The 16,688-nt window shown below is 72.4% G+C and carries 19 protein-coding genes and 4 pseudogenes; 12 read left to right on the top strand and 11 right to left on the bottom strand.

Translation table 11 applies throughout. From position 1 onward, the window contains the following. Window positions 1-102 precede the first annotated feature (102 nt). From ABEB13_RS39860 to ABEB13_RS41050, 5 genes and pseudogenes are all read left to right on the top strand, one after another. Complete coding sequence (locus ABEB13_RS39860) at window positions 103-438, top strand: hypothetical protein (RefSeq protein ID WP_345709474.1); 336 nt, start codon at window positions 103-105, stop codon at window positions 436-438. Then, complete coding sequence (locus tag ABEB13_RS39855; RefSeq protein WP_345709473.1) at window positions 435-881, top strand: MerR family transcriptional regulator; 447 nt, start codon at window positions 435-437, stop codon at window positions 879-881. The genes ABEB13_RS39860 and ABEB13_RS39855 overlap by 4 nt, the downstream gene beginning before the upstream one ends. Further along, the gene (locus ABEB13_RS39850; RefSeq protein ID WP_345709472.1) at window positions 862-1,176 is read left to right on the top strand and encodes a hypothetical protein; all 315 of its coding nucleotides are present in this window, start codon (window positions 862-864) and stop codon (window positions 1,174-1,176) included. The genes ABEB13_RS39855 and ABEB13_RS39850 overlap by 20 nt, the downstream gene beginning before the upstream one ends. 571 nt (window positions 1,177-1,747) lie before the next feature. Next, the gene (locus ABEB13_RS39845; RefSeq protein WP_345709471.1) at window positions 1,748-2,053 is read left to right on the top strand and encodes a hypothetical protein; all 306 of its coding nucleotides are present in this window, start codon (window positions 1,748-1,750) and stop codon (window positions 2,051-2,053) included. Between the two features lie 268 nt (window positions 2,054-2,321). Further along, window positions 2,322-2,458 (top strand): annotated as a pseudogene (locus tag ABEB13_RS41050) (transposase); the annotation flags it as partial. A gap of 67 nt (window positions 2,459-2,525) precedes the next feature. Here the strand turns inward: ABEB13_RS41050 and ABEB13_RS39840 are convergent. From ABEB13_RS39840 to ABEB13_RS39830, 3 genes are read right to left on the bottom strand one after another with little or no spacing between them, the layout of a single operon-like run. Then, window positions 2,526-2,987: a hypothetical protein gene (locus ABEB13_RS39840; RefSeq protein ID WP_345709470.1), complete on the bottom strand. Its 462-nt coding sequence runs from the start codon at window positions 2,985-2,987 to the stop codon at window positions 2,526-2,528. Window positions 2,988-2,991: 4 nt separating this feature from the next. Continuing rightward, the gene (locus ABEB13_RS39835; RefSeq protein ID WP_345709469.1) at window positions 2,992-3,876 is read right to left on the bottom strand and encodes an ABC transporter permease; all 885 of its coding nucleotides are present in this window, start codon (window positions 3,874-3,876) and stop codon (window positions 2,992-2,994) included. After that, complete coding sequence (locus ABEB13_RS39830; RefSeq protein WP_345709468.1) at window positions 3,873-4,832, bottom strand: ABC transporter ATP-binding protein; 960 nt, start codon at window positions 4,830-4,832, stop codon at window positions 3,873-3,875. Before ABEB13_RS39830 ends, ABEB13_RS39835 begins: the two co-directional genes overlap by 4 nt. 168 nt (window positions 4,833-5,000) lie before the next feature. Here ABEB13_RS39830 and ABEB13_RS39825 point away from each other — a divergent pair, with 168 nt between their 5' ends. Both ABEB13_RS39825 and ABEB13_RS39820 read left to right on the top strand, forming a co-directional pair. After that, window positions 5,001-5,678 carry a response regulator transcription factor gene (locus ABEB13_RS39825; RefSeq protein ID WP_345709467.1) on the top strand — a complete coding sequence of 226 codons (678 nt, stop codon included), beginning with the start codon at window positions 5,001-5,003 and terminating at the stop codon, window positions 5,676-5,678. A gap of 105 nt (window positions 5,679-5,783) precedes the next feature. Continuing rightward, the gene (locus tag ABEB13_RS39820) at window positions 5,784-7,175 is read left to right on the top strand and encodes a sensor histidine kinase (protein WP_345709466.1); all 1,392 of its coding nucleotides are present in this window, start codon (window positions 5,784-5,786) and stop codon (window positions 7,173-7,175) included. A gap of 330 nt (window positions 7,176-7,505) precedes the next feature. Here the strand turns inward: ABEB13_RS39820 and ABEB13_RS39815 are convergent, their stop codons facing one another. From ABEB13_RS39815 to ABEB13_RS39800, 4 genes are all read right to left on the bottom strand, one after another. Then, a complete protein-coding gene (locus tag ABEB13_RS39815; protein WP_345709465.1) occupies window positions 7,506-9,674 on the bottom strand; it encodes an MMPL family transporter in 2,169 nt (722 codons plus the stop codon). Between the two features lie 105 nt (window positions 9,675-9,779). Continuing rightward, window positions 9,780-10,169 (bottom strand): DUF302 domain-containing protein, encoded by a 390-nt coding sequence (locus tag ABEB13_RS39810; protein WP_345709464.1) that lies wholly within the window; start codon window positions 10,167-10,169, stop codon window positions 9,780-9,782. 25 nt (window positions 10,170-10,194) lie between these two features. After that, window positions 10,195-10,533, bottom strand: coding sequence for a rhodanese-like domain-containing protein (locus ABEB13_RS39805; protein WP_345709463.1), 339 nt, complete (start codon window positions 10,531-10,533; stop codon window positions 10,195-10,197). A gap of 173 nt (window positions 10,534-10,706) precedes the next feature. Continuing rightward, entirely contained in the window at window positions 10,707-10,973 is a 267-nt protein-coding gene (locus ABEB13_RS39800; protein ID WP_380232340.1) for a metal-sensitive transcriptional regulator, read from the bottom strand. Window positions 10,974-11,663: 690 nt separating this feature from the next. Here ABEB13_RS39800 and trxA point away from each other — a divergent pair. Continuing rightward, window positions 11,664-12,026 (top strand): thioredoxin, encoded by a 363-nt coding sequence (trxA, locus tag ABEB13_RS39795; protein ID WP_345709990.1) that lies wholly within the window; start codon window positions 11,664-11,666, stop codon window positions 12,024-12,026. A 279-nt stretch (window positions 12,027-12,305) separates the two neighbouring features. On the opposite strand, the pseudogene ABEB13_RS39790 reads toward trxA, so the two are convergent. After that, window positions 12,306-12,468: pseudogene (locus ABEB13_RS39790) on the bottom strand (MBL fold metallo-hydrolase); the annotation flags it as partial. Window positions 12,469-12,725: 257 nt separating this feature from the next. Here ABEB13_RS39790 and ABEB13_RS41045 point away from each other — a divergent pair. The 4 genes and pseudogenes from ABEB13_RS41045 to ABEB13_RS39775 all read left to right on the top strand — a co-directional run. Then, window positions 12,726-12,839, top strand: a pseudogene (locus ABEB13_RS41045) (hypothetical protein); the annotation flags it as partial. A gap of 92 nt (window positions 12,840-12,931) precedes the next feature. Beyond that, complete coding sequence (locus tag ABEB13_RS41040; RefSeq protein ID WP_425559985.1) at window positions 12,932-13,090, top strand: rhodanese-like domain-containing protein; 159 nt, start codon at window positions 12,932-12,934, stop codon at window positions 13,088-13,090. Next, a complete protein-coding gene (locus ABEB13_RS39780; RefSeq protein WP_345709461.1) occupies window positions 13,087-13,872 on the top strand; it encodes a sulfite exporter TauE/SafE family protein in 786 nt (261 codons plus the stop codon). The genes ABEB13_RS41040 and ABEB13_RS39780 overlap by 4 nt, the downstream gene beginning before the upstream one ends. A gap of 77 nt (window positions 13,873-13,949) precedes the next feature. Beyond that, window positions 13,950-14,396: a rhodanese-like domain-containing protein gene (locus ABEB13_RS39775; RefSeq protein WP_345709460.1), complete on the top strand. Its 447-nt coding sequence runs from the start codon at window positions 13,950-13,952 to the stop codon at window positions 14,394-14,396. Window positions 14,397-14,829: 433 nt separating this feature from the next. On the opposite strand, the pseudogene ABEB13_RS41035 reads toward ABEB13_RS39775, so the two are convergent. The 3 genes and pseudogenes from ABEB13_RS41035 to ABEB13_RS39765 all read right to left on the bottom strand — a co-directional run. Beyond that, window positions 14,830-15,069 (bottom strand): annotated as a pseudogene (locus ABEB13_RS41035) (IS256 family transposase); the annotation flags it as partial. A gap of 161 nt (window positions 15,070-15,230) precedes the next feature. After that, window positions 15,231-15,923 carry a hemerythrin domain-containing protein gene (locus ABEB13_RS39770; protein WP_345709459.1) on the bottom strand — a complete coding sequence of 231 codons (693 nt, stop codon included), beginning with the start codon at window positions 15,921-15,923 and terminating at the stop codon, window positions 15,231-15,233. Window positions 15,924-16,323: 400 nt separating this feature from the next. Next, on the bottom strand, window positions 16,324-16,683 hold the full coding sequence (locus tag ABEB13_RS39765) for a PRC-barrel domain-containing protein (protein ID WP_345709458.1): 360 nt from the start codon (window positions 16,681-16,683) through the stop codon (window positions 16,324-16,326). Window positions 16,684-16,688: the final 5 nt, after the last annotated feature.

The following is a 16,688-nucleotide window of genomic DNA, read 5'->3' as shown; positions in this document are numbered from 1 at the left end:
GCTGCTGCGGTACCCCCAAGGTCCACTTGCATCCGGTACCCAGGTACAGGTCTACCGTCGAAGACGTCCCCGACCGGGGACCAGGCGACGGGAGTGACCGGAATGAACGGTTTGGACTGGGTGCCCACCTCGTGCACGCTGCCCATCGAGGAACGGCCACTGCGGGTGGCGGAGTGGGACGCGCTGTTCACCGAACGGCTGGAGCGGATCTCGCGGCCCGAGCCACTTCGGGTGCACCTGGAGCTGCGCGGCGGTGACGGCGTCGAGGAGCGGGTGCACGACCTGGCCGAGCGGGAGGGCGGCTGCTGCTCGTTCTTCACCTTCGCCGTCACCGCCGACCCGAACGCGGTGACGCTCGACATCACCGTGGACACGGTGCACACGGCTGTACTGGACGCGCTTCAGCGCCGGGTCACTGCGGCCGGGAGCACGCAGTGAGCGAGCACCTGCGCACCTCGCAGGTCGCCGAGGCCGCCGGGGTGAACACCCAGACCCTGCGCTACTACGAACGCCGCGGCCTGCTCCCGGAACCCGACCGCAGCCCGGGCGGCCACCGCCTCTACGACGACCAGGCCGTCACCGTGCTGCGCGTCATCAAGGCCGCCCAGCGCCTCGGCTTCACCCTGGACGAAGTTGCCGAACTGCTGGAGAGCGGCCGCCACCGCCACGGCCGCACCGTCCCCGGCCTCCAGGAACGCGCCCGGGCCAAACTCGCCGAGGTCGAGCAGAGGATCGCCGACCTGACCACCATCCGCGAAACCCTGACCACCGCCTTGGACGCCGGCTGCGACGACCTCACCCGGTGCGCCGGCAGCCCGTGCTGCCCCATCCCCTTCACCGACCTCGCCGAGGAGACCCGCCATGCCGGCCCCTGCTGCTGACCGGCCAACCACCCGCACCCCCAAGGTTCTGGGCGCCCTCGCCGCCCTGGCCTGCGTGGCATGCTGCGCGCTGCCCGCCCTGATCGCCGCTGGAGTCGTCGGGGCCGGAGCCGGGGTGGTGGTCGGCCGGCTGCCCGCCCTCGCCGCCGCCCTGGCGGTGCTCGCGGCCGGCACCCGGTGGATGACCCGCCGCCGGGCCGCCCACGGCTGCGGCTCTTCGGCCTGCGGAGGCGGCGGGTGCCGCTGCCCGGGCAGCCCGGACTCGCTGGAGATCACCCCGTCGGCCCACCGGTAGGGTCCGCGTTCAGGACCGCCGTCCGCTCCACCGCCCTGTTCGCTGCCGCCGCACTGTTCGAGATCGGCGGGCCCTGGCTGGTGTGACAGGGCGTTCGCGAGTACAGGGGCTGGGTCAGGATCGGCGTCCGTTGCGATCATGGACCGGGACATCGTGAGGACGCTGTGCCTGCACAGCCCGACTGCCGGGTCGGGGACGGGTCAGCTTGCGGGCATGGGGCGGTCGGGCACGAGCCGGAGCAGTTCTGTGGCGGCCCAGTGCGGGCCGCGGGCCCGGACTTCGTCGCGCAGGGCGTCGCTTTGCGTGCGGCTCCCGGCCAGCAGCGCCCGGACGGCGGCACCGGCGGACGGCGCGTCGAGGATGTTGGGATCGAGGCTGCGGCCGACACCGGCGCGCTCGGCATCGTGGGCGATGGCGAACTGGTCGCTGGAGAAGGGCAGGAGGAGCGCGGGTACACCGGCGGGACGACGTCCGTAACGTGGATCCGGTCGGCCGGAGCGCTGCCGGGCACCGGCTCCTGGCTGAGGTCGGTGACCCGCTCCCCCGCCGCCACGATCACGGATGCGTCGGTGTGCTGGAGGATCCCCTCGACGGCGACCCGCAGGACATCGTGTCGGGCCGACAGGAAGGTGCCGAGCGCGACCAGGACGAGCGGCCGACCACCGGCGGTCAGCCGGTCGACGACGGCCCGCCAGGCCGGATCGAGGTCGGCGGCATCCGGCGCGGTCTCCTGCTCCACCTCGCCCTGGGGACGCGGATCCCCGCACCGCTCGGCAGCGCCCGCACCTGGCTGGAGACCACCAACGCCGCCGTGACCTCCCTCGTCCTCGCCCTGATCGGCGCCCTCCTGCTCGCCGACGGCGCCATCGCGCTCTGAACCCCCTCCGAGCGGTGACCCCCGCGCCTTTCCAGGACGGCTGAGCTTTCGACAGACCCCTCGACTTGCATGCGGTCGCGCACATGCCCGTCCTGAACGCGACTCCGCGGAGGTGTCTGAAAGATCGTGAAAGTCCGTGATGTGACGGTCTGGCCGGAGGCTCGGCCTCGGGCCTCGGGCCTCGGGCCAGGCGGAACGGACGAGTCATGACGGAGAAAGCGGTGCCGGCTACTGCTGCAGCGGCCGGGGAGGTGTCGGTCGGCGAGAGCGTCGAGCGGTTGCGCTGGAAGCCGAGATGGCGGAGCACTTCGGCTGCGAGAAACACGACCCGGTAGATCACGGCTCGGGCAATTCCGCAACGGGACCTCGCCCAGGACCGTGCTCACCGACGTCGGCGCGGTCACCGGCCCTCGCCGCTGCGCCCGGTACGGCGGGTGCCGCACCGGGCGCAGGCATGCATTTGTGCCGGATGTCAGTTGTTCGGGTCGAAGGCGCCGTCGAATTCGAACACCGGGTTGGGGACGTCGCGTCCGGTCCGGTCGGTGATGGTGGCCAGGCCTACGAGCTTGGACGGGCCTCCGGCGACGTAGGTGGAGTTCGCCTTGACCTGCAGTTCGAACTTGCCGGTCTGGACCTGGTGGTGCTCGTCGTGGAAGGTCACCATGCAGATCCAGTCGGCGCCCGGGCCGACGTCCGCGACCTTCGGGCCGCCGCGGTCGCAGGTTGCGGATGCGGCGATGCCGCCGTCGGTGATGCCGGGGACGCCCAGGATGGCGGCCTGCTGGACGTAGAGGTTCGCGAACGTCGCGGCGAGTGAGTGCTCGACGCGGAACCTGGTGACGTCCTGGGTGCTGCTGAGGGCGGCGGTCGCGGCGACGGCGGCCGCCGCGGCGGCGAGGGTCGCGCCGCGGATGATCAGGCGGGTGCGGTTCATGGGGTCAGCCTCCGGTGATGTCGCGGCGCTGCAGCGAGAAGTAGGCGACGGTCAGGCAGATGACGGTCCATCCGGCGCTGACGGCCAGGCCGAAGGTGAGCGGCCCGTAGAAGTGCTGCTGGGTGAGCAGCCCGTACCAGGACTCCAGCGGTGTGCTCAGCAGGAAGCGGCGCAGCAGGTCGATTCCGCCGATGCTTCCGAGCAGCGTCATGATCAACCCGAGAACGACGGGGGCGGCGACGCCGGCCGCTGGGTTGCGGGTCTTGACCGACACCAGGATGGCCAGTGCGGTGAAGCCGACCATGGCGGGCAGGACGCTCGCCCAGCTGGCGAGGACCAGCATGAGGGCGTCGCCGGATCCGATGAGCTGCCCGGTGAGTCCCGTCAGCGGCTGGGTCCCGATGAGCAGCATGCTGGTGCCGACGGTGCTGACGGCGAGAACGGCTGTCGCGAGGACGGTGAACAGCGTGGCGGTCGCGGTCTTGGCCCGGAAGACCTGGCCGCGGCTGACCGAGCGGGTCAGGATGGTCTTCCAGGTGCCGTGCTGGTCCTCGTTGGCGAAGATGTCGCCGGCGACGACGGAGGCCAGCAGCGGGAAGATCCACTGGGCGGCGAAGGCGAGGATGAACAGCGGCATCGCGAAGCCACTGGTGTGGATCTGCCTGCCGTAGATGGTGTCGCTGGGTGTCTGCTGCTGGCCGTTGAAGACCAGCACGATGGCGATCGGCGCGAGGGCGCAGCCCAGCAGGGTGTAACGGCTGCGAGCCTGGGCCGCGAGTTTCGCCATTTCCCAGCGCAAGGCGGTTCCGGTGCCCGGACGTCGGGTCTGCGCGGGTGACGCTGCGCCGGACGGGTGGGTGGCGGCGGGGATGGTGGCGGGGACGGTCACTGGTGCGCTCCGCTGGTGGCTGGGGTGTCGAGCTCGCGGATGGGGGTGGGCGGTGCCGACTCGGTGAGCATGAAGAACAGCGCTTCCAGGGGCGCTTCGTCCAGGCTCAGGCCGCGCAGGGCGATGCCGGCGCCGACCAGTGCGGCCACCAGGGCGTCGATGCGCTCCTGGGAGCCGCGCACGGCCAGCGCGTCCTCGACGCGGGCGACTTCGAGACCCTGGGCCCGGGCGAGGAGCTCTGCGGCGGCGTTGTCGGTGGTGGTGATCCGGTGCGCCTGGGCGGGCGCCTGTTCACGCAGCGCGGCGATGGGGCCGTGGTACACGACCGACCCGGTGCGCATGATGGTGACGTCGTCGCAGATCTGCTCGACCTCGCCCATGTCGTGGCTGCTGAGGAGGACGGTCAGACCGCTGTCCGCCAGCCGCTTGACCAAGGCGCGCATGTCGCGGATGCCCGCCGGGTCCAGGCCGTTGGCGGGCTCGTCCAGGACGAGGAGCCTGGGGTCGCGCAGCAGGGACGCGGCGACGCCGAGGCGCTGGCGCATGCCGAACGAGTAGCCGCCGACCTTGTCGCCGTGCCGGTCGGCGAGGTCGACGATGTCCAGGACCTCGTCGATGCGGTCGGTGCCTGCGCCGTCGAGGCCCGCGAGGAGCTGCAGGTTCCTGCGGCCGGTCAGCCCGGGGTAGAACTTGGGGCTCTCGATGAACCCGGCGACCCCGTCCAGCACGCCGACGCCGTCGCGCTGCCAGGACCGGCCGAAGACCTCCAAGGTGCCGCTGTCGGGTCGGACGAGTCCGAACAGCATGCGCAGGAACGTGGTCTTGCCCGCGCCGTTGGGGCCCAGGACACCGTAGACCTCGCCTTGGGCGACCTGGACGGTGATGGAATCGACGGCCGTCAGCGGACCGTAGGTTTTGGTGAGGTCGACGGCATGGACCGCCAGTGGTTCGCTCATGGGCCCGGACGCTAGAGATCCCACATGAAGCTGCGATGAAGCCCGCCGGCACCCTGGCAGCCGCGTATCCGGGCCGGAGCAGTGGCCCGGGAGGGGCGCAATCGGGTGATTGAATGACCTGCGCCCGGTCGGTCGACCGCGCCGGAGCTTCGCGGAGGGGAGCGGTCCTTGCGGGTTCTCGTGGTCGAGGACGAGCGTCGCCTGGCCGGGCTGCTGGCCCGGGGTCTGAGTGAGGCCGGGCACGACGTCGACGTGCGGCACAGCGGTCCCGAGGGACTGCGGGCGGCCCTGGGCGGCGGCTACGACTGCGTGGTGCTCGACCGGCTGCTGCCCGGCCTGGACGGCGTCGCCGTCTGCACGGAACTGCGCGGCCGGGGCAGCACCGTCCCCGTGCTGATGCTGACGGCGCTGGGGGACGTACGCGACCGGGTCGCCGGCCTGGATGCCGGCGCGGACGACTACCTGCCCAAGCCCTTCTCCTTCGACGAGCTGCTGGCGCGGCTGCGAGCGCTGAACCGGCGCACGGCGGACACCGGTGCCGGCGAGCTGCGTGCCGGGGACCTGCTCGTGGACCGGGGGCGGCGGCGGGCGTTCCGCGGCGGAGTCGAGATTGAGCTGTCCGCCCGGGAGTTCGACATCCTGGCCCTGATGCTCAGCCGGGCCGGCCACTGCGTCACCCGCTATCACATCCTCGACGAGGTCTGGGACGGGGAGACCGATCTGCGCTCCAACGTCATCGACGTCCACATCGCGGGCCTGCGAGCCAAGGTCGACAAGCCGTTCGGGCGGCGCGCGATCGAGACCCTGCGCGGCGCCGGCTACCGCCTGGACCCCAACGGTGGCTGACGCGCTCCCCCGTTCCGCAGGCGGCGTCGGTCCCCGCACGACCGGCCCGGCTCCTCCCGCCGGCTCCGCGCCACCTGGCGGCGACTGCCGCTGCGGGTCCGACTGGTGGCCGGATTCGAGGCCGCGATCGTCCTGGTGCTGACCGCGGCCGGGGCATTCGTCTACCTGCGGGTGCAGTACGCCCTGGACCTGCGCCTCAACGAGGACCTCGTCGCGCAGTCCGCACAGGTCACCGCCGACGTCCGCGCGCCGCACCAGACCGGCCTGCCCGCGCTCGTGTTCCCGGGCACGGTCTACCAGGTCATCGGCCCGGGCAGCCACGTCCTCGAGCGCAGCGCGGGCAGCGCCGACGGATCCTTGCTGCACCCCGCCGAGCTCGCCTCCGCCCTGCGCCGGCCACTGCGTGTGGACCGCGGGGCCCTGCTGCCCATCAGCACCGGGCGACTGCGCCTGTACGCGGTGCCGATCGCCCCCGGCTCGGGTGAGCCGGCCGCGGCGCCTGCGGTCGTCGTCGTCGCGGTCCGTCTGGACCAGCGCGACGAAGCCCTGCGCGAACTGATCGGCCAGCTCGCGCTGGCCAATCTGGCCGCACTGATCGTCGCCTCGTTGGTCGGCTACCGGCTCGCATCGGCGGCGCTGAGGCCGGTGGAGCGCTACCGGGCCGAAGCCGCCCGGATCGCCGAGGGCGCCACCGGGGTCCGCCTGGCGGTGCCCGAGGCACCGCACGACGAGGTGACCCGCCTCGGCCACACGCTCAACGACATGCTCGCCGCACTGGAATCCGCCCTCGAACGCGAGCGCAGGTTCGTCCAGGACGCCAGCCACGAGCTGAGCACCCCGCTCACCCTGCTCTCCGCCGAGCTGGAACTGGCCATGCGCCGCCCCCGCACACCAGCTCAACTGCAGGCGACGATCCGGGCCGCAGCCGCCGACACGGCCGACCTCATCGCGCTGACCGACACCCTTCTCAGGGTCGGCGTGCAGCCCTCGGGGCCCCCCACCGCAGCGGTGGTCGACCTCGGCGACCTCCTGACCGGGATCACCGACCGCTACCGCGCCACCACCACGGCCGTTGCACTGGGCGTCGGCCCGGACACGGAGGTGACCGTCGCCGGAGACCCCGCCCGGCTGACACAGGTGTTCACCAACCTCCTGGACAACGCTGTGCGGCACGGCGCCACACCCGTCACCGTGAACGTGCATGCCACCGAGCGCGTGGCCGTCGTCAGCGTGCACGACAGCGGCCCCGGCATGGACCCGACCTTCCTGCCACACGCCACCGAGCGCTTCAGCCGCGCCGACACTGCCCGCACGACCCCCGGCAGCGGACTGGGCCTCTCCCTGGTCGAAACCATCGTCCGCACCCACCACGGGGAACTGCGGATCTGCTCCAACGGCGCGCACCAGCGCATCAACGCGTGGACCGCCGTCGAGTGCGCCCACCCGGCCAGCGGAACCACGGTCACCGTCCTGCTCCCGCAGAGCCCCTCAGGTTGAGCCCGCGCTGTCGGTGATCAACCCGGTCGCGGCCAGGCGGCATCCACGTCGACCGGATGCCTGCCGGAGGTGGCCGGGTCGACCGTCCCGGCCGTGACCGGAACGCGGCCGAGGGCGGAGGCGTTCCGGACGGACTGCTGGGCCGCCGCCGAGCAGGCGACGGGTGCCCGATGGTCCGTGCAGTACCGCGGCAACGCTCTGCGTGGAGCTCCACGGTCGCACTCACGCCTGCCGGCCGACCATCGATGGCCCGAACGGTCCCACCTGACAGCGGGGACCGCCGGCGGCGGGGTCGCTGTTCCGCAGCCCCGCCACCGGCCGTCGGGAGACTCAGCCGTGCGAGAAGGAGATCCTCGGCAGGATCCGGTCCAGCCACGCCGGCGTGTGCCAGGCGGCGCGGCCGGTCAGGCGAAGGACGACCGGGAGCAGGACGAGACGGACGAGGGCGGCGTCGAGGAGGACGGCGACGCCCAGGACGATGCCCATCTCCTTGGGCGGGAGCGGCCCGGAGACAGCGAAGGTGAAGAACACCGCGACCATGACGCCGGCGGCCGCGAAGATCACCCGGCCGGAGTGGGCGAGGGAGCCGACCATCGCCTCCTTCGGGTCGCCGCTGCGCTCATAGTGCTCCTTGGCGGAGGCGAGCAGAAAGACCGTGTAGTCCATGGCGATCGCGAAGATCATCGCGAAGAAGAACACCGGTGCCCAGCCGTCCAGGAACCCCTGGGGCTTGAAGCCGAGCAGGCCGGAGCCGTGGCCGTCCTGGAAGACGAGCCGGGCGACGCCGAACGCGGCGCCGGTGGAGAGCAGGCTGGCGGCGGTGCCCAGGGCGGAGATCAGCGGGGCCCGCAGGGCGACGAGCAGCAGCAGGAAGCCCAGGCCCATGACGACGCCGATGACCAGTGGGGTCTTCTGGGTGAGCAGGTGCTGGAGGTCGAGGTTCTCGACCGCCGCGCCGCCCACCAGGGTGTCGTGCGGAAGTTCGGCCCGCAGGGTGTGCACGGTGGAGGAGAGCTGCGGGTTGGAGGGGTCGACGGAGGGCACCGCCTGGATCATCGACCAGCCGGATCCGTCTGCGGAGGGCTGAGCGGGCATGACGCCGGCAATGCCCGGTGTGGCGGCAATCTGTGCGCCGACCGAGGCGGCTTGCCCGTTGGGGGTGATGATCTGCAGAGTGCCGGGGGCTCCGGCGCCGAAAGCCCGCTGGACGGCGGTGTAGCCGGCACGGGCGCTGTCGTGGGCGGGGACGACGGTGATCGACGGCATCGCGGTCCGCAGGCCGATGACCGGCGCGGCCAGGGCCAGCAGGACGGCCAGTGCCACGGCGCCGTACCGGAAGGGGTGCTTCCACAGGCGCTCGCCCCAGGCGGCGAAGCGTGAGGAGCGGTGTGCACCGGACTTCACCCAGGGCAGGGCCAGGGCGTCGACGCGGTGGCCGAGCCTGCCGAGAACGGCGGGCAGCAGGGTGAGGGTGGCGGCGAGGACGAACAGGACGGCGAGCATGATGCCGCCGGCCATCGACCGGAACGCCGGGGAGGGCACGAGCATGACGGCGGAGAGGCTGACCAGGACGGTCGCGCCGGACAGCAGGACGGCCTTGCCCGCGGTGTCCATGGTCTCCGCGACCGCCTCCGCGCTGCTGAGCGACCTGCCCATCCGTGCGCTGCGGAAGCGGACGACCAGGAAGAGGGCGTAGTCGATGCCGAGCGCGAGGGCGAACATCATGGCGAAGTTCATTGCCCAGATGGAGACCGGGAAGAGATGGCTGATCAGGACGAGGGAGCCGGCGGAGGCGGCGAGGCCCGCCATGGTGAGCAGCAGGGGAAGGCCTGCGGCGACCAGGGAGCCGAAGGCGAGGACCAGGATGGCGAGGGTGACCGGCCAGGACATGATCTCGGACTTCATCATGGCGTCGTGGTTGGCCTTGTTGAAGTCGCTCCACAGGACGGACGCGCCGGTGGCGTGGACGCTGATCCCGTCCTTCGAGAGTGCATTCAACGGACCTTTGAGGTCGTCGGCGGCGCGGACCATGTCGTCGGGGTTGGCCTTGGCGCCGGCGAGCAGGATGGCGGTGCGGCCGTCCTTGCTGATGGTGGCGCCGGGCTGGGGCGGGACGACGGTGGAGATCCGGGGGTCGGCGGCGGCCGTGGCTCCGGCCTTGGCGATGACCTGTTGGACGGCGGGGTCGGTGACCGGGCGGTCGGCGGCGACGACGATCTGCAGGGCGGAGGACGCGTTGCCCGCGAAGTGCTGCTCCGCCAGTTGCCGGGCCGTCACCGACTGCGAGCCGTCGGCCTGCCATCCGGCGCCGGACAGGGCGCCGGTGACCTGGGGCGCGAAGGCGCCGAGGCCGATCACGACGAGCAGCCATCCCACGAGTACGGCCTTGAAGTGCCCGGCCGACCAGGCGCCGAGGCGGCCCAGGAGGCCGGCGCGGGCCGGAGGACCGGGCGGCTCCGGGGTGGGGGGCTTCGCGAGGGAGGTGTCCGGGTGGTTCACGGGGGTGCTCCGTTCCGAGGGCGGCCCGACGGGCTCGCTATACGGGTGGGGGTATATGGAGGTCCGATAAAAGGGCCCGCTTGGGGCGGGCCCGGAACGTGACGGTCAGCTGGAGAGGGTTTCCAGCGCGGCGCGCAACCGGCCGGCGGCCTCGTCGGCCACGGCTTCGAGTGCCGGCTGCCCGGTGACCCGGACCATGAGCTGCGGGTCCATGACCTCGACGACGGTGCGCCCGTCGGCCGCGCGGACGACCACGTTGCACGGCAGCAGCAGTCCGATGCGCCGGTCGGCCTGGAGGGCGCGGTGGGCCAGCGCCGGGTTGCAGGCGCCGAGGATGACGTACTCCTCCATCTCCTCGCCGAGCTTGGCCCGCAGGGTGGCCTGGACGTCGATCTCGGTGAGAATGCCGAAGCCCTGCTCGGCGAGCGCGGCCCGCACCCGCTCGGCGGCCTCGGCGAAGGGAAGGTCGAGGGTGAGGGGAATGCCGTAGTCCATGCTGTGCTCCGTTCGTGATGTGGGATCAGGCGGTTCCGGCGGCGAGATCTCGACCCGACAGCGACCACGCGATGGTTCCGCCCCGGACGGAGGCGGCCTCGAAGCCGGCGCGGGTCAGCAGTTCGGCTCCGATCCGGCTCCGGTTGCCGGATGCGCAGATCACCATGACGGCGGGGCCGAAGGGCAGGGCAGCCAGGTTTCCCGCAAGCATCCCCAGCGGAACCCAGCGGGCACCGGGCACGTGTCCCGCGGCGAACTCGAAGGCCTCACGCACGTCGAGCACCAACGCCCCCTCCCTCCGTGCGGCGGCGAACGCCTCGATGTCGACTTCCCGAACCATGATCCACCTCACCTGATACCCCACAGGGTATATGTCAGAGTACGTCGACGCCCCGAAGGATGAGCTGCATTCCGCCGTGGGGGCGCGTCGCACGGCCTCGCGCTCCGGCGGATGGCCGGAGCAGCCGCACCGGCCCGAAGGCGTCCGGGAGGTCGGAGGAGCGCCCCATCCGACACGGCCACCGAGCAGGCAAGTCGTCAAGCCAGGGCGAGGAAGAGCCTTTCGAGTTCGGCCTCGCTCATCGGCGGCGCGCCGGCGTCGGCGACGGCCATGCACTGGCGCATGCCACTGGCCACGATCTTGAACCCGGCCCGGTCGAGCGCACGGGAGACGGCGGCGAGTTGCGTCACGATGTCCTTGCACTCGCGTCCGGCCTCGATCATCGCAATGACGCCGGCGAGCTGACCCTGCGCCCGGCGAAGGCGGTTGAGGACCGCGCCGACCGAGTCGTCGTCGACCTGCACGTGCGCACCTCCAGAGTGTCGTTCTGCCACCAGTTTACCCCGTGGGGTATACATCGGGCGGAGGTGGGATCAAGGGCTCGGGCCGGGCCGGTCGGCTCCGGCAGCCGCTCGGCACCGATCTCCACCGGACCTGAACCCGACCGCCGCCGGCCGCTGCGCGGTCCGTCGACAGGAGCAGCCCGCGACCTCGCCCGCCCAGGACACCCCACCCGCCGACTCAGACGCGGCACTCCACCCCGTTCGGATCCGGATCGAGCACCTGACCGCAGACCGCTACTGGATCGCCGGCTCGTGGTGGACCAGCCGGTCGAGGACGGCGGCCAGGACGCCGACCCCACCCCGACCGACCTCTTCGCCGCGTCACTGGCCTCTGCGTGGCCTTCTACGCCGGCCGCCATCTGGCCCGGCACGGCGTCGATCCGAAAGGGCTGCGGGTGGACGCCGGCTTCACGATGGCGACGGACCGCCCCGCCCGGGTCGCCCAGGTGCCTGGTGGCGAAGGTGCCGGAGGGCCTGGACGCCGCCCGGCAGGACGCACTGCTCGCCGTCGCCTCGCACTGCGCCGTCCACAACACGCTCCGCCAGACCCCCACCGTTCGCGTCGAAGCGGCCCGCCCCGGCGAGACGGAATGGCCGACCGCACTCCACTGTTCAAATACCCATGGGGGTATTAACGAGAGGAGAGCGGCCATGGCCACGGTCGAGCTGACCGACAAGAACTTCGACGAGATCGCCGGCGGCAAGGGCATTGTGCTCGTGGACTTCTGGGCCGCCTGGTGCGGTCCGTGCCGGATGTTCGCACCCGTCTTCGAACGGGTCTCGCAGAAGCACCCGGACATCGTGTTCGGCAAGGTCGACACCCAGGCCCAGCAACAGCTCGCGGCCGCATTCCAGATCTCCTCCATCCCGACCCTGATGGCGGTGCGCGACGGCGTCGTCCTCTACGCCCAGCCCGGCGCGTTGCCGGAGGCCGCACTGGAGGACGTGATCCGCCAGATCCGCGCCGTCGACATGGACGACGTTCGTCAGCGAATCGCGGCATCCGCCGTGTAGTTGACGAGCCCGCCGAGCGACCCGGTACGACCGGGCGGGCCGTGGGAGAGGCCCCGCCGGGCGCCGACGGGCTCCGCAACGAATCAGCGACCCTGCGCCCCTCTCATGCCGCCGGGGGACACGCTGCCCACAACCCGGCGTTCCGGGCTTGCGTGTCCGGGACGCGATCGGTCCTACGTGCTCGCGCACTCGGAAGCAGGCTGCGGCCGGAGTCGAGAGGCTCCGACAACAGTCTGCTCCAGCGCAGGTCGACCACGACGTTCGGCGGGCGTCACGGATGTTGATCACGGCCTCGACCGTGAAGCCGCGCGCCTCCGCGCCCGCGACGTACTCATCGACGTCACGGGCGCGGGTCCACCACAACCGCACGGCCGGTGGCCTCGTCGGCGATGAGGTACGAGGCCTGGGAGAGGCAGGCGAGGTAGTAGTGGGCGAGGAACACGTGGATCGCCTGTTCCGGTGACACGGCCCCCAGGGCAGGGGACGACGACCGCCTCCGCCCGCAGCGCCCGATGGATACGGGGTGGGGCATACCTTGCTCTCAATAATACCCCCGTGGGTATTATTGAGAGAAGGGCGGCACTTACGCACCGCCGCACAACCAGCTCCGCACCGCGCGGTCAGATCGCGATCGGCACCGACATACCAGCCGGATCACCGCTGCCACCAACTCGCAACGCAACCATCGGAGGCCCCGCCATGTTCGCGTCCCGCCACCCGGGCATCCCCCAGGAGACCACCCCGACCGAGGCGTACCGCAACGCCCTCAACGGCCGGGCACTGCTGCTGGACGTCCGCGAGGAGGACGAGTTCGCCGCCGGCCACGCACCCGGCGCCGTCCCACTCCCCTCGGTGCGCTCGCCGCGGGCGGAGGACTCCCGCCTGCGGCGGCCGGGCGGGAGGTACTGGCGATCTGCCGCTCGGGCAACCGCTCCCGGCAGGCCGCCGCCCTGCTCACGGCCCGCGGCGTCGACGCCGTCAATGTGGCGGGCGGGATGAGGGCCTGGGCCGAGGCCGGCCTGCCTGTCACGACCACGGGCGGCCAGAACGGCCGAGTCATATGACCGCGCTCGTCCTCGCCCTCCTCGCCGGCGCCGTCGTCGGACTGGCACTCGGCGGCCTCGGCGGAGGCGGCAGCATGCTCGCCGTCCCCGCCCTGATCTACCTGCTCGGCTTCACCCCCGCCCACGCCGGCACCGCCAGCCTGATCATCGTCGCCGTCACCTCGCTCACCGGACTCCTCGCCCACGCCAGGACCGGGCGCGTCCGATGGCGCACCGGCACCCTCTTCGCCGCCGCCGGACTACCGCTGGCCGCTGCCACAGGCGCGCTCTCCGCCCACCTGCCCGCGGCCCTGCTCACCCTCGCGTTCGCGGCGCTGGCGGCGTTCGCCGCCTGGCGCATGCTCGCCTCCGCGCGCAAGCCCAAGGACGCGGCACGACGCCGCCCCGACGCCGCGCCAGCCGACCGGCCCGCCGACAGCGGCTCCGGACGGTCGGCCGCCGCCGGCGCCGGCCTCGGCGCGGTCACCGGTCTCCTGGGCGTCGGTGGCGGCTTCCTCGCCGTCCCCGCCCTTGTCTCCGTCCTTGCCTTCACCATGGCGGAGGCCGTCGGCACCAGCCTGCTGGTCATCTCCGCCAACTCACTCGCCGCCCTGGTGCCCCGGCTCGGCGCAACCGGCTCCCTCGACTGGGCCGTCATCGCACCGTTCACCGCCGCCGCCGTACTCGGTGCCTGGGACGGCAAGCGCCTGGCCGACCGCTTCAGCGGACGCACCCTGCAGATCGCGTTCGCCGCCGCCCTGATGGCCGTTGCCGCGCTGATGCTCGTCGACGCCCTGACCTGACCGGCCGCCCCTCCCCTTCTCCGGTCGCGGCCCGCAACGGCGTCCGGCACTTGCCGCGGTGGAAGTGACAACCCCCGATGGCAACGCCTCTGACCGTCGAGCAGCTCCGCCCCGCAGCCGCCACGCAGGCCGAACTCACCGTCGTCTGCGCCTCCGGAACCCGCTCCCGGAGCGCCTGCGAGAAGCTCGCCGCCGCCGGTGTCACGGCCCGCCCCCTGGTCGGCGGCACCTCCGCCTGGGCCCAGGACGGCCGCCCCCTCAACCGCCCCGAAGGCGCCCGCGCGGTCTGGGCCATGGACCGCCAGGTCCGCCCCGCGGCCGGCTCGCTCGTCGTCGCCGGCGTCGGCGCCGACCTCGCCCTGCCGGGGGCGCGCTGGCCCTCCGCCGCCGTCGGTGCCGGCCTTGCGTGCGCCGCGATCGGCAACACCTGCGCCATGGGCGCCATGCTCGGCAAGCTCCCCCACAACCGTCCTCACGCCGGCCTGCGCGGCCCCAACACCGTCCTCGCCGGGCTGCCCCGGTGAGCACCCGGTCCCGGACTGCGGCGGGGCGCGCGACCCTCATGCGAAGGGCGGCCGAGACCTGCCACGAGGTTCCGGCAGGCAGGCCGCCCACGGCGCGGTGGGAACTCCGCCCCGCTCGGCGCGGTCCGTACAGCCACGGCTTCCGTGACAGCCCCGACCCCGCCGGTCATCCACCGGGAGTGCTTGAGGGGCGGCTTCTGTGGAACTGCCGCGCGGAGCAGAGCGGCCCCTCCCTCACGTCCCTCGCCCGCCGCCCGGGGTCGGCCCGATCCCGAGATCGGCGGCCGGATCCAGAGGGCAGTCGGTCGCGGCGCGGGCGGTGGCGGCGAGCGGGGTGCGCGGTCCCGCCGTCCTCCGGGATCGGCATCGGCGACCGCGCGGAGTCCAGCACGTCCGAGACCCAGGCCTGCGACCGTTCGATAGCGCACCGCGTTCGTGAGTGACCCGAGCCCCGCCCTGCCGGGCCGTGATTCCCGCAGCCGAGGCGCTCCGCCATCCCCGCTTCCATGGCCCGCTCCAGCACGGCCCGGGTGATCTCCGTCAGCAGGCCGCCCACGCCCAGCAGGGCCGCGCCAGAGGCGTCCGCACTGTCCGTCAACCGCTCGGCGCCCTCGCCGACCGGCGCCTCCCCGGCCGCGTCCGCCGCAGCAGCCGGCACCGTCTTCTCCGTCATGAGCCGTCCGTTCCGCCCGGCCAGAGGCCCGAGCCCGAGGCCGACCCCCGGCCGGAATGTCGCATCACGGACTCACACGATCTTTCAGACACGTCCTCGATTTCCCACCCGTGCTGTGCGGAGGGCCTGGAACTCCGCCCTCCCACACGTGGGATCGGGCGTTACGCCTGGGGGACCACCGCATCGCTCCGGCGGACGCGGACGACGGTGCGCTTGTAGAGGCGGGCACCGAGGGTGTGCCACAGAAGGCGGGCGGGGGCGGGCATCTGCGAGAGGAACAGCTGGCGTTCCTGCGCGGTCGCGTCCTCGAGGATCGCGCCCAGGAAGATCAGAAGCTTGGACTTGGGTACGCTGCGGCGTCCGCGTTCGCCAACCTCGGCCCATTCGCGGGGCGAGATGTGGTCGGCCATCAAGGGCAGGAGGTGTTCTTCTTCGTCGTCCATGTGGGTGGTGGCGTGCCGGTCGAGGGCACGCAGGGCTTCGGCGAGGCGCAGAGCCGTGCCGCTGTCAGTCCGGCTGCGCCACCGGCGCGACAGCTCGTTGGCCGCGGCGAGCGCGCCGGCGATGGCCCCGTGCTGGTCGGCCATCCGTGCCACGACGTTGTCATCGGGGGCGGCGCGCTCACGCAGCTTGGGCCACAGCAGGTCGTCCTCGCCCTCGTGGTGTTCGCCCAGGGCACCGAGGACCAGGTCGAGGTGATCGGCGAGCACGTCGGTGCGCCGCCGGTCGCCGGGGACAGCGGCCTCGATCAGGGTGGCCAACAGCGAGATCTCGCGGCGGAAGACGCGGTGCAGGACGACCATCTCCTGCGGGTCCAGACGCGCGTCGGCGGTGGCCGGGGCGGCAGCGGGCATCGGGGTCCACTTCTCTGAGGGAACGGTGATCATTCCGGGACCCGCAGCCTAGTGACGACGGCCCTGCCGCCGACAGTCACCCTCCGCTGTGGCCCGCACCGAGAACCCGCACCCTCGCTCGCCGAACTCCTACCGGCTCACGGCCGGCAGGTGGACCCATCGGCCGCGGCCGTGGTGTCGCCCACGACGAGCTCCCGCTCCGACAGGACTGCCCTGTGGACCGCGACGGCCGCTCCGACGAGCAACAGACACGGCAGCGCGACCAGCGGGGAGCCGGTGAAGATCGACGCCGGTTCCGCGAACGTCCCGAACCGCCCCGCCCCGGCAGGCCGCCGCTGTGCAGGGTGCCGCAACCCGATGCGGACAACGACCCTCCCGGCGGCGCGGGCGCCCGGGGAGGTCAGACGGGGCCGCCGTAGTAGGTGCCGTAGTAGGCGGCGTAGGCCTCCCGGTAGTCGTCGGCGAGCGCGTGCCGCTCGGGGTCGTACTCCGGGCTGTTCCTGATCTCGTCCTTGGTGCGGTCGACGTAGACCGTCTTCTCCTCCTGTTCGACGCGCGCGACGGTCCCGGCGGGCAGGAGGACGTGCTTGCCGAAGATCCACGGTCCGGTGTCGATCACCAGGTGCCGGGAGCCGCTCTCCTCGGACAGCTCGTCCACCGTGCCGATCGGGCCGTCCGTGGCCTCCACGTGGAATCCGGCCAGATCATTGCCGGCGATGTGGCCGGCCGCGTCGCGGAATTCCCAGATCACGTCGCTCATGACGC

The sequence above is a fragment of the Kitasatospora paranensis genome, from assembly GCF_039544005.1.
In the GTDB taxonomy this organism is placed as follows: Bacteria; Actinomycetota; Actinomycetes; order Streptomycetales; family Streptomycetaceae; genus Kitasatospora; species Kitasatospora paranensis.
Note: the sequence above shows the minus strand (reverse complement) of the source record. Positions and strands in the feature narration are given on the sequence as shown.

Bases quoted from the DNA above. Each gene is read 5' to 3' on its own strand.
- ABEB13_RS39860 (WP_345709474.1), top strand. From the start codon at position 103: ATGAACGGTTTGGACTGGGTGCCCACCTCGTGCACGCTGCCCATCGAG.
- ABEB13_RS39850 (WP_345709472.1), top strand. From the start codon at position 862: ATGCCGGCCCCTGCTGCTGACCGGCCAACCACCCGCACCCCCAAGGTT.
- ABEB13_RS39840 (WP_345709470.1), bottom strand. From the start codon at position 2,987: ATGAACCGCACCCGCCTGATCATCCGCGGCGCGACCCTCGCCGCCGCG.
- ABEB13_RS39830 (WP_345709468.1), bottom strand. From the start codon at position 4,832: ATGAGCGAACCACTGGCGGTCCATGCCGTCGACCTCACCAAAACCTAC.
- ABEB13_RS39810 (WP_345709464.1), bottom strand. From the start codon at position 10,169: ATGGACTACGGCATTCCCCTCACCCTCGACCTTCCCTTCGCCGAGGCC.
- trxA (WP_345709990.1), top strand. From the start codon at position 11,664: ATGGCCACGGTCGAGCTGACCGACAAGAACTTCGACGAGATCGCCGGC.
- ABEB13_RS39780 (WP_345709461.1), top strand. From the start codon at position 13,087: ATGACCGCGCTCGTCCTCGCCCTCCTCGCCGGCGCCGTCGTCGGACTG.
- ABEB13_RS39775 (WP_345709460.1), top strand. From the start codon at position 13,950: ATGGCAACGCCTCTGACCGTCGAGCAGCTCCGCCCCGCAGCCGCCACG.
- ABEB13_RS39770 (WP_345709459.1), bottom strand. From the start codon at position 15,923: ATGCCCGCTGCCGCCCCGGCCACCGCCGACGCGCGTCTGGACCCGCAG.
- ABEB13_RS39765 (WP_345709458.1), bottom strand. From the start codon at position 16,683: ATGAGCGACGTGATCTGGGAATTCCGCGACGCGGCCGGCCACATCGCC.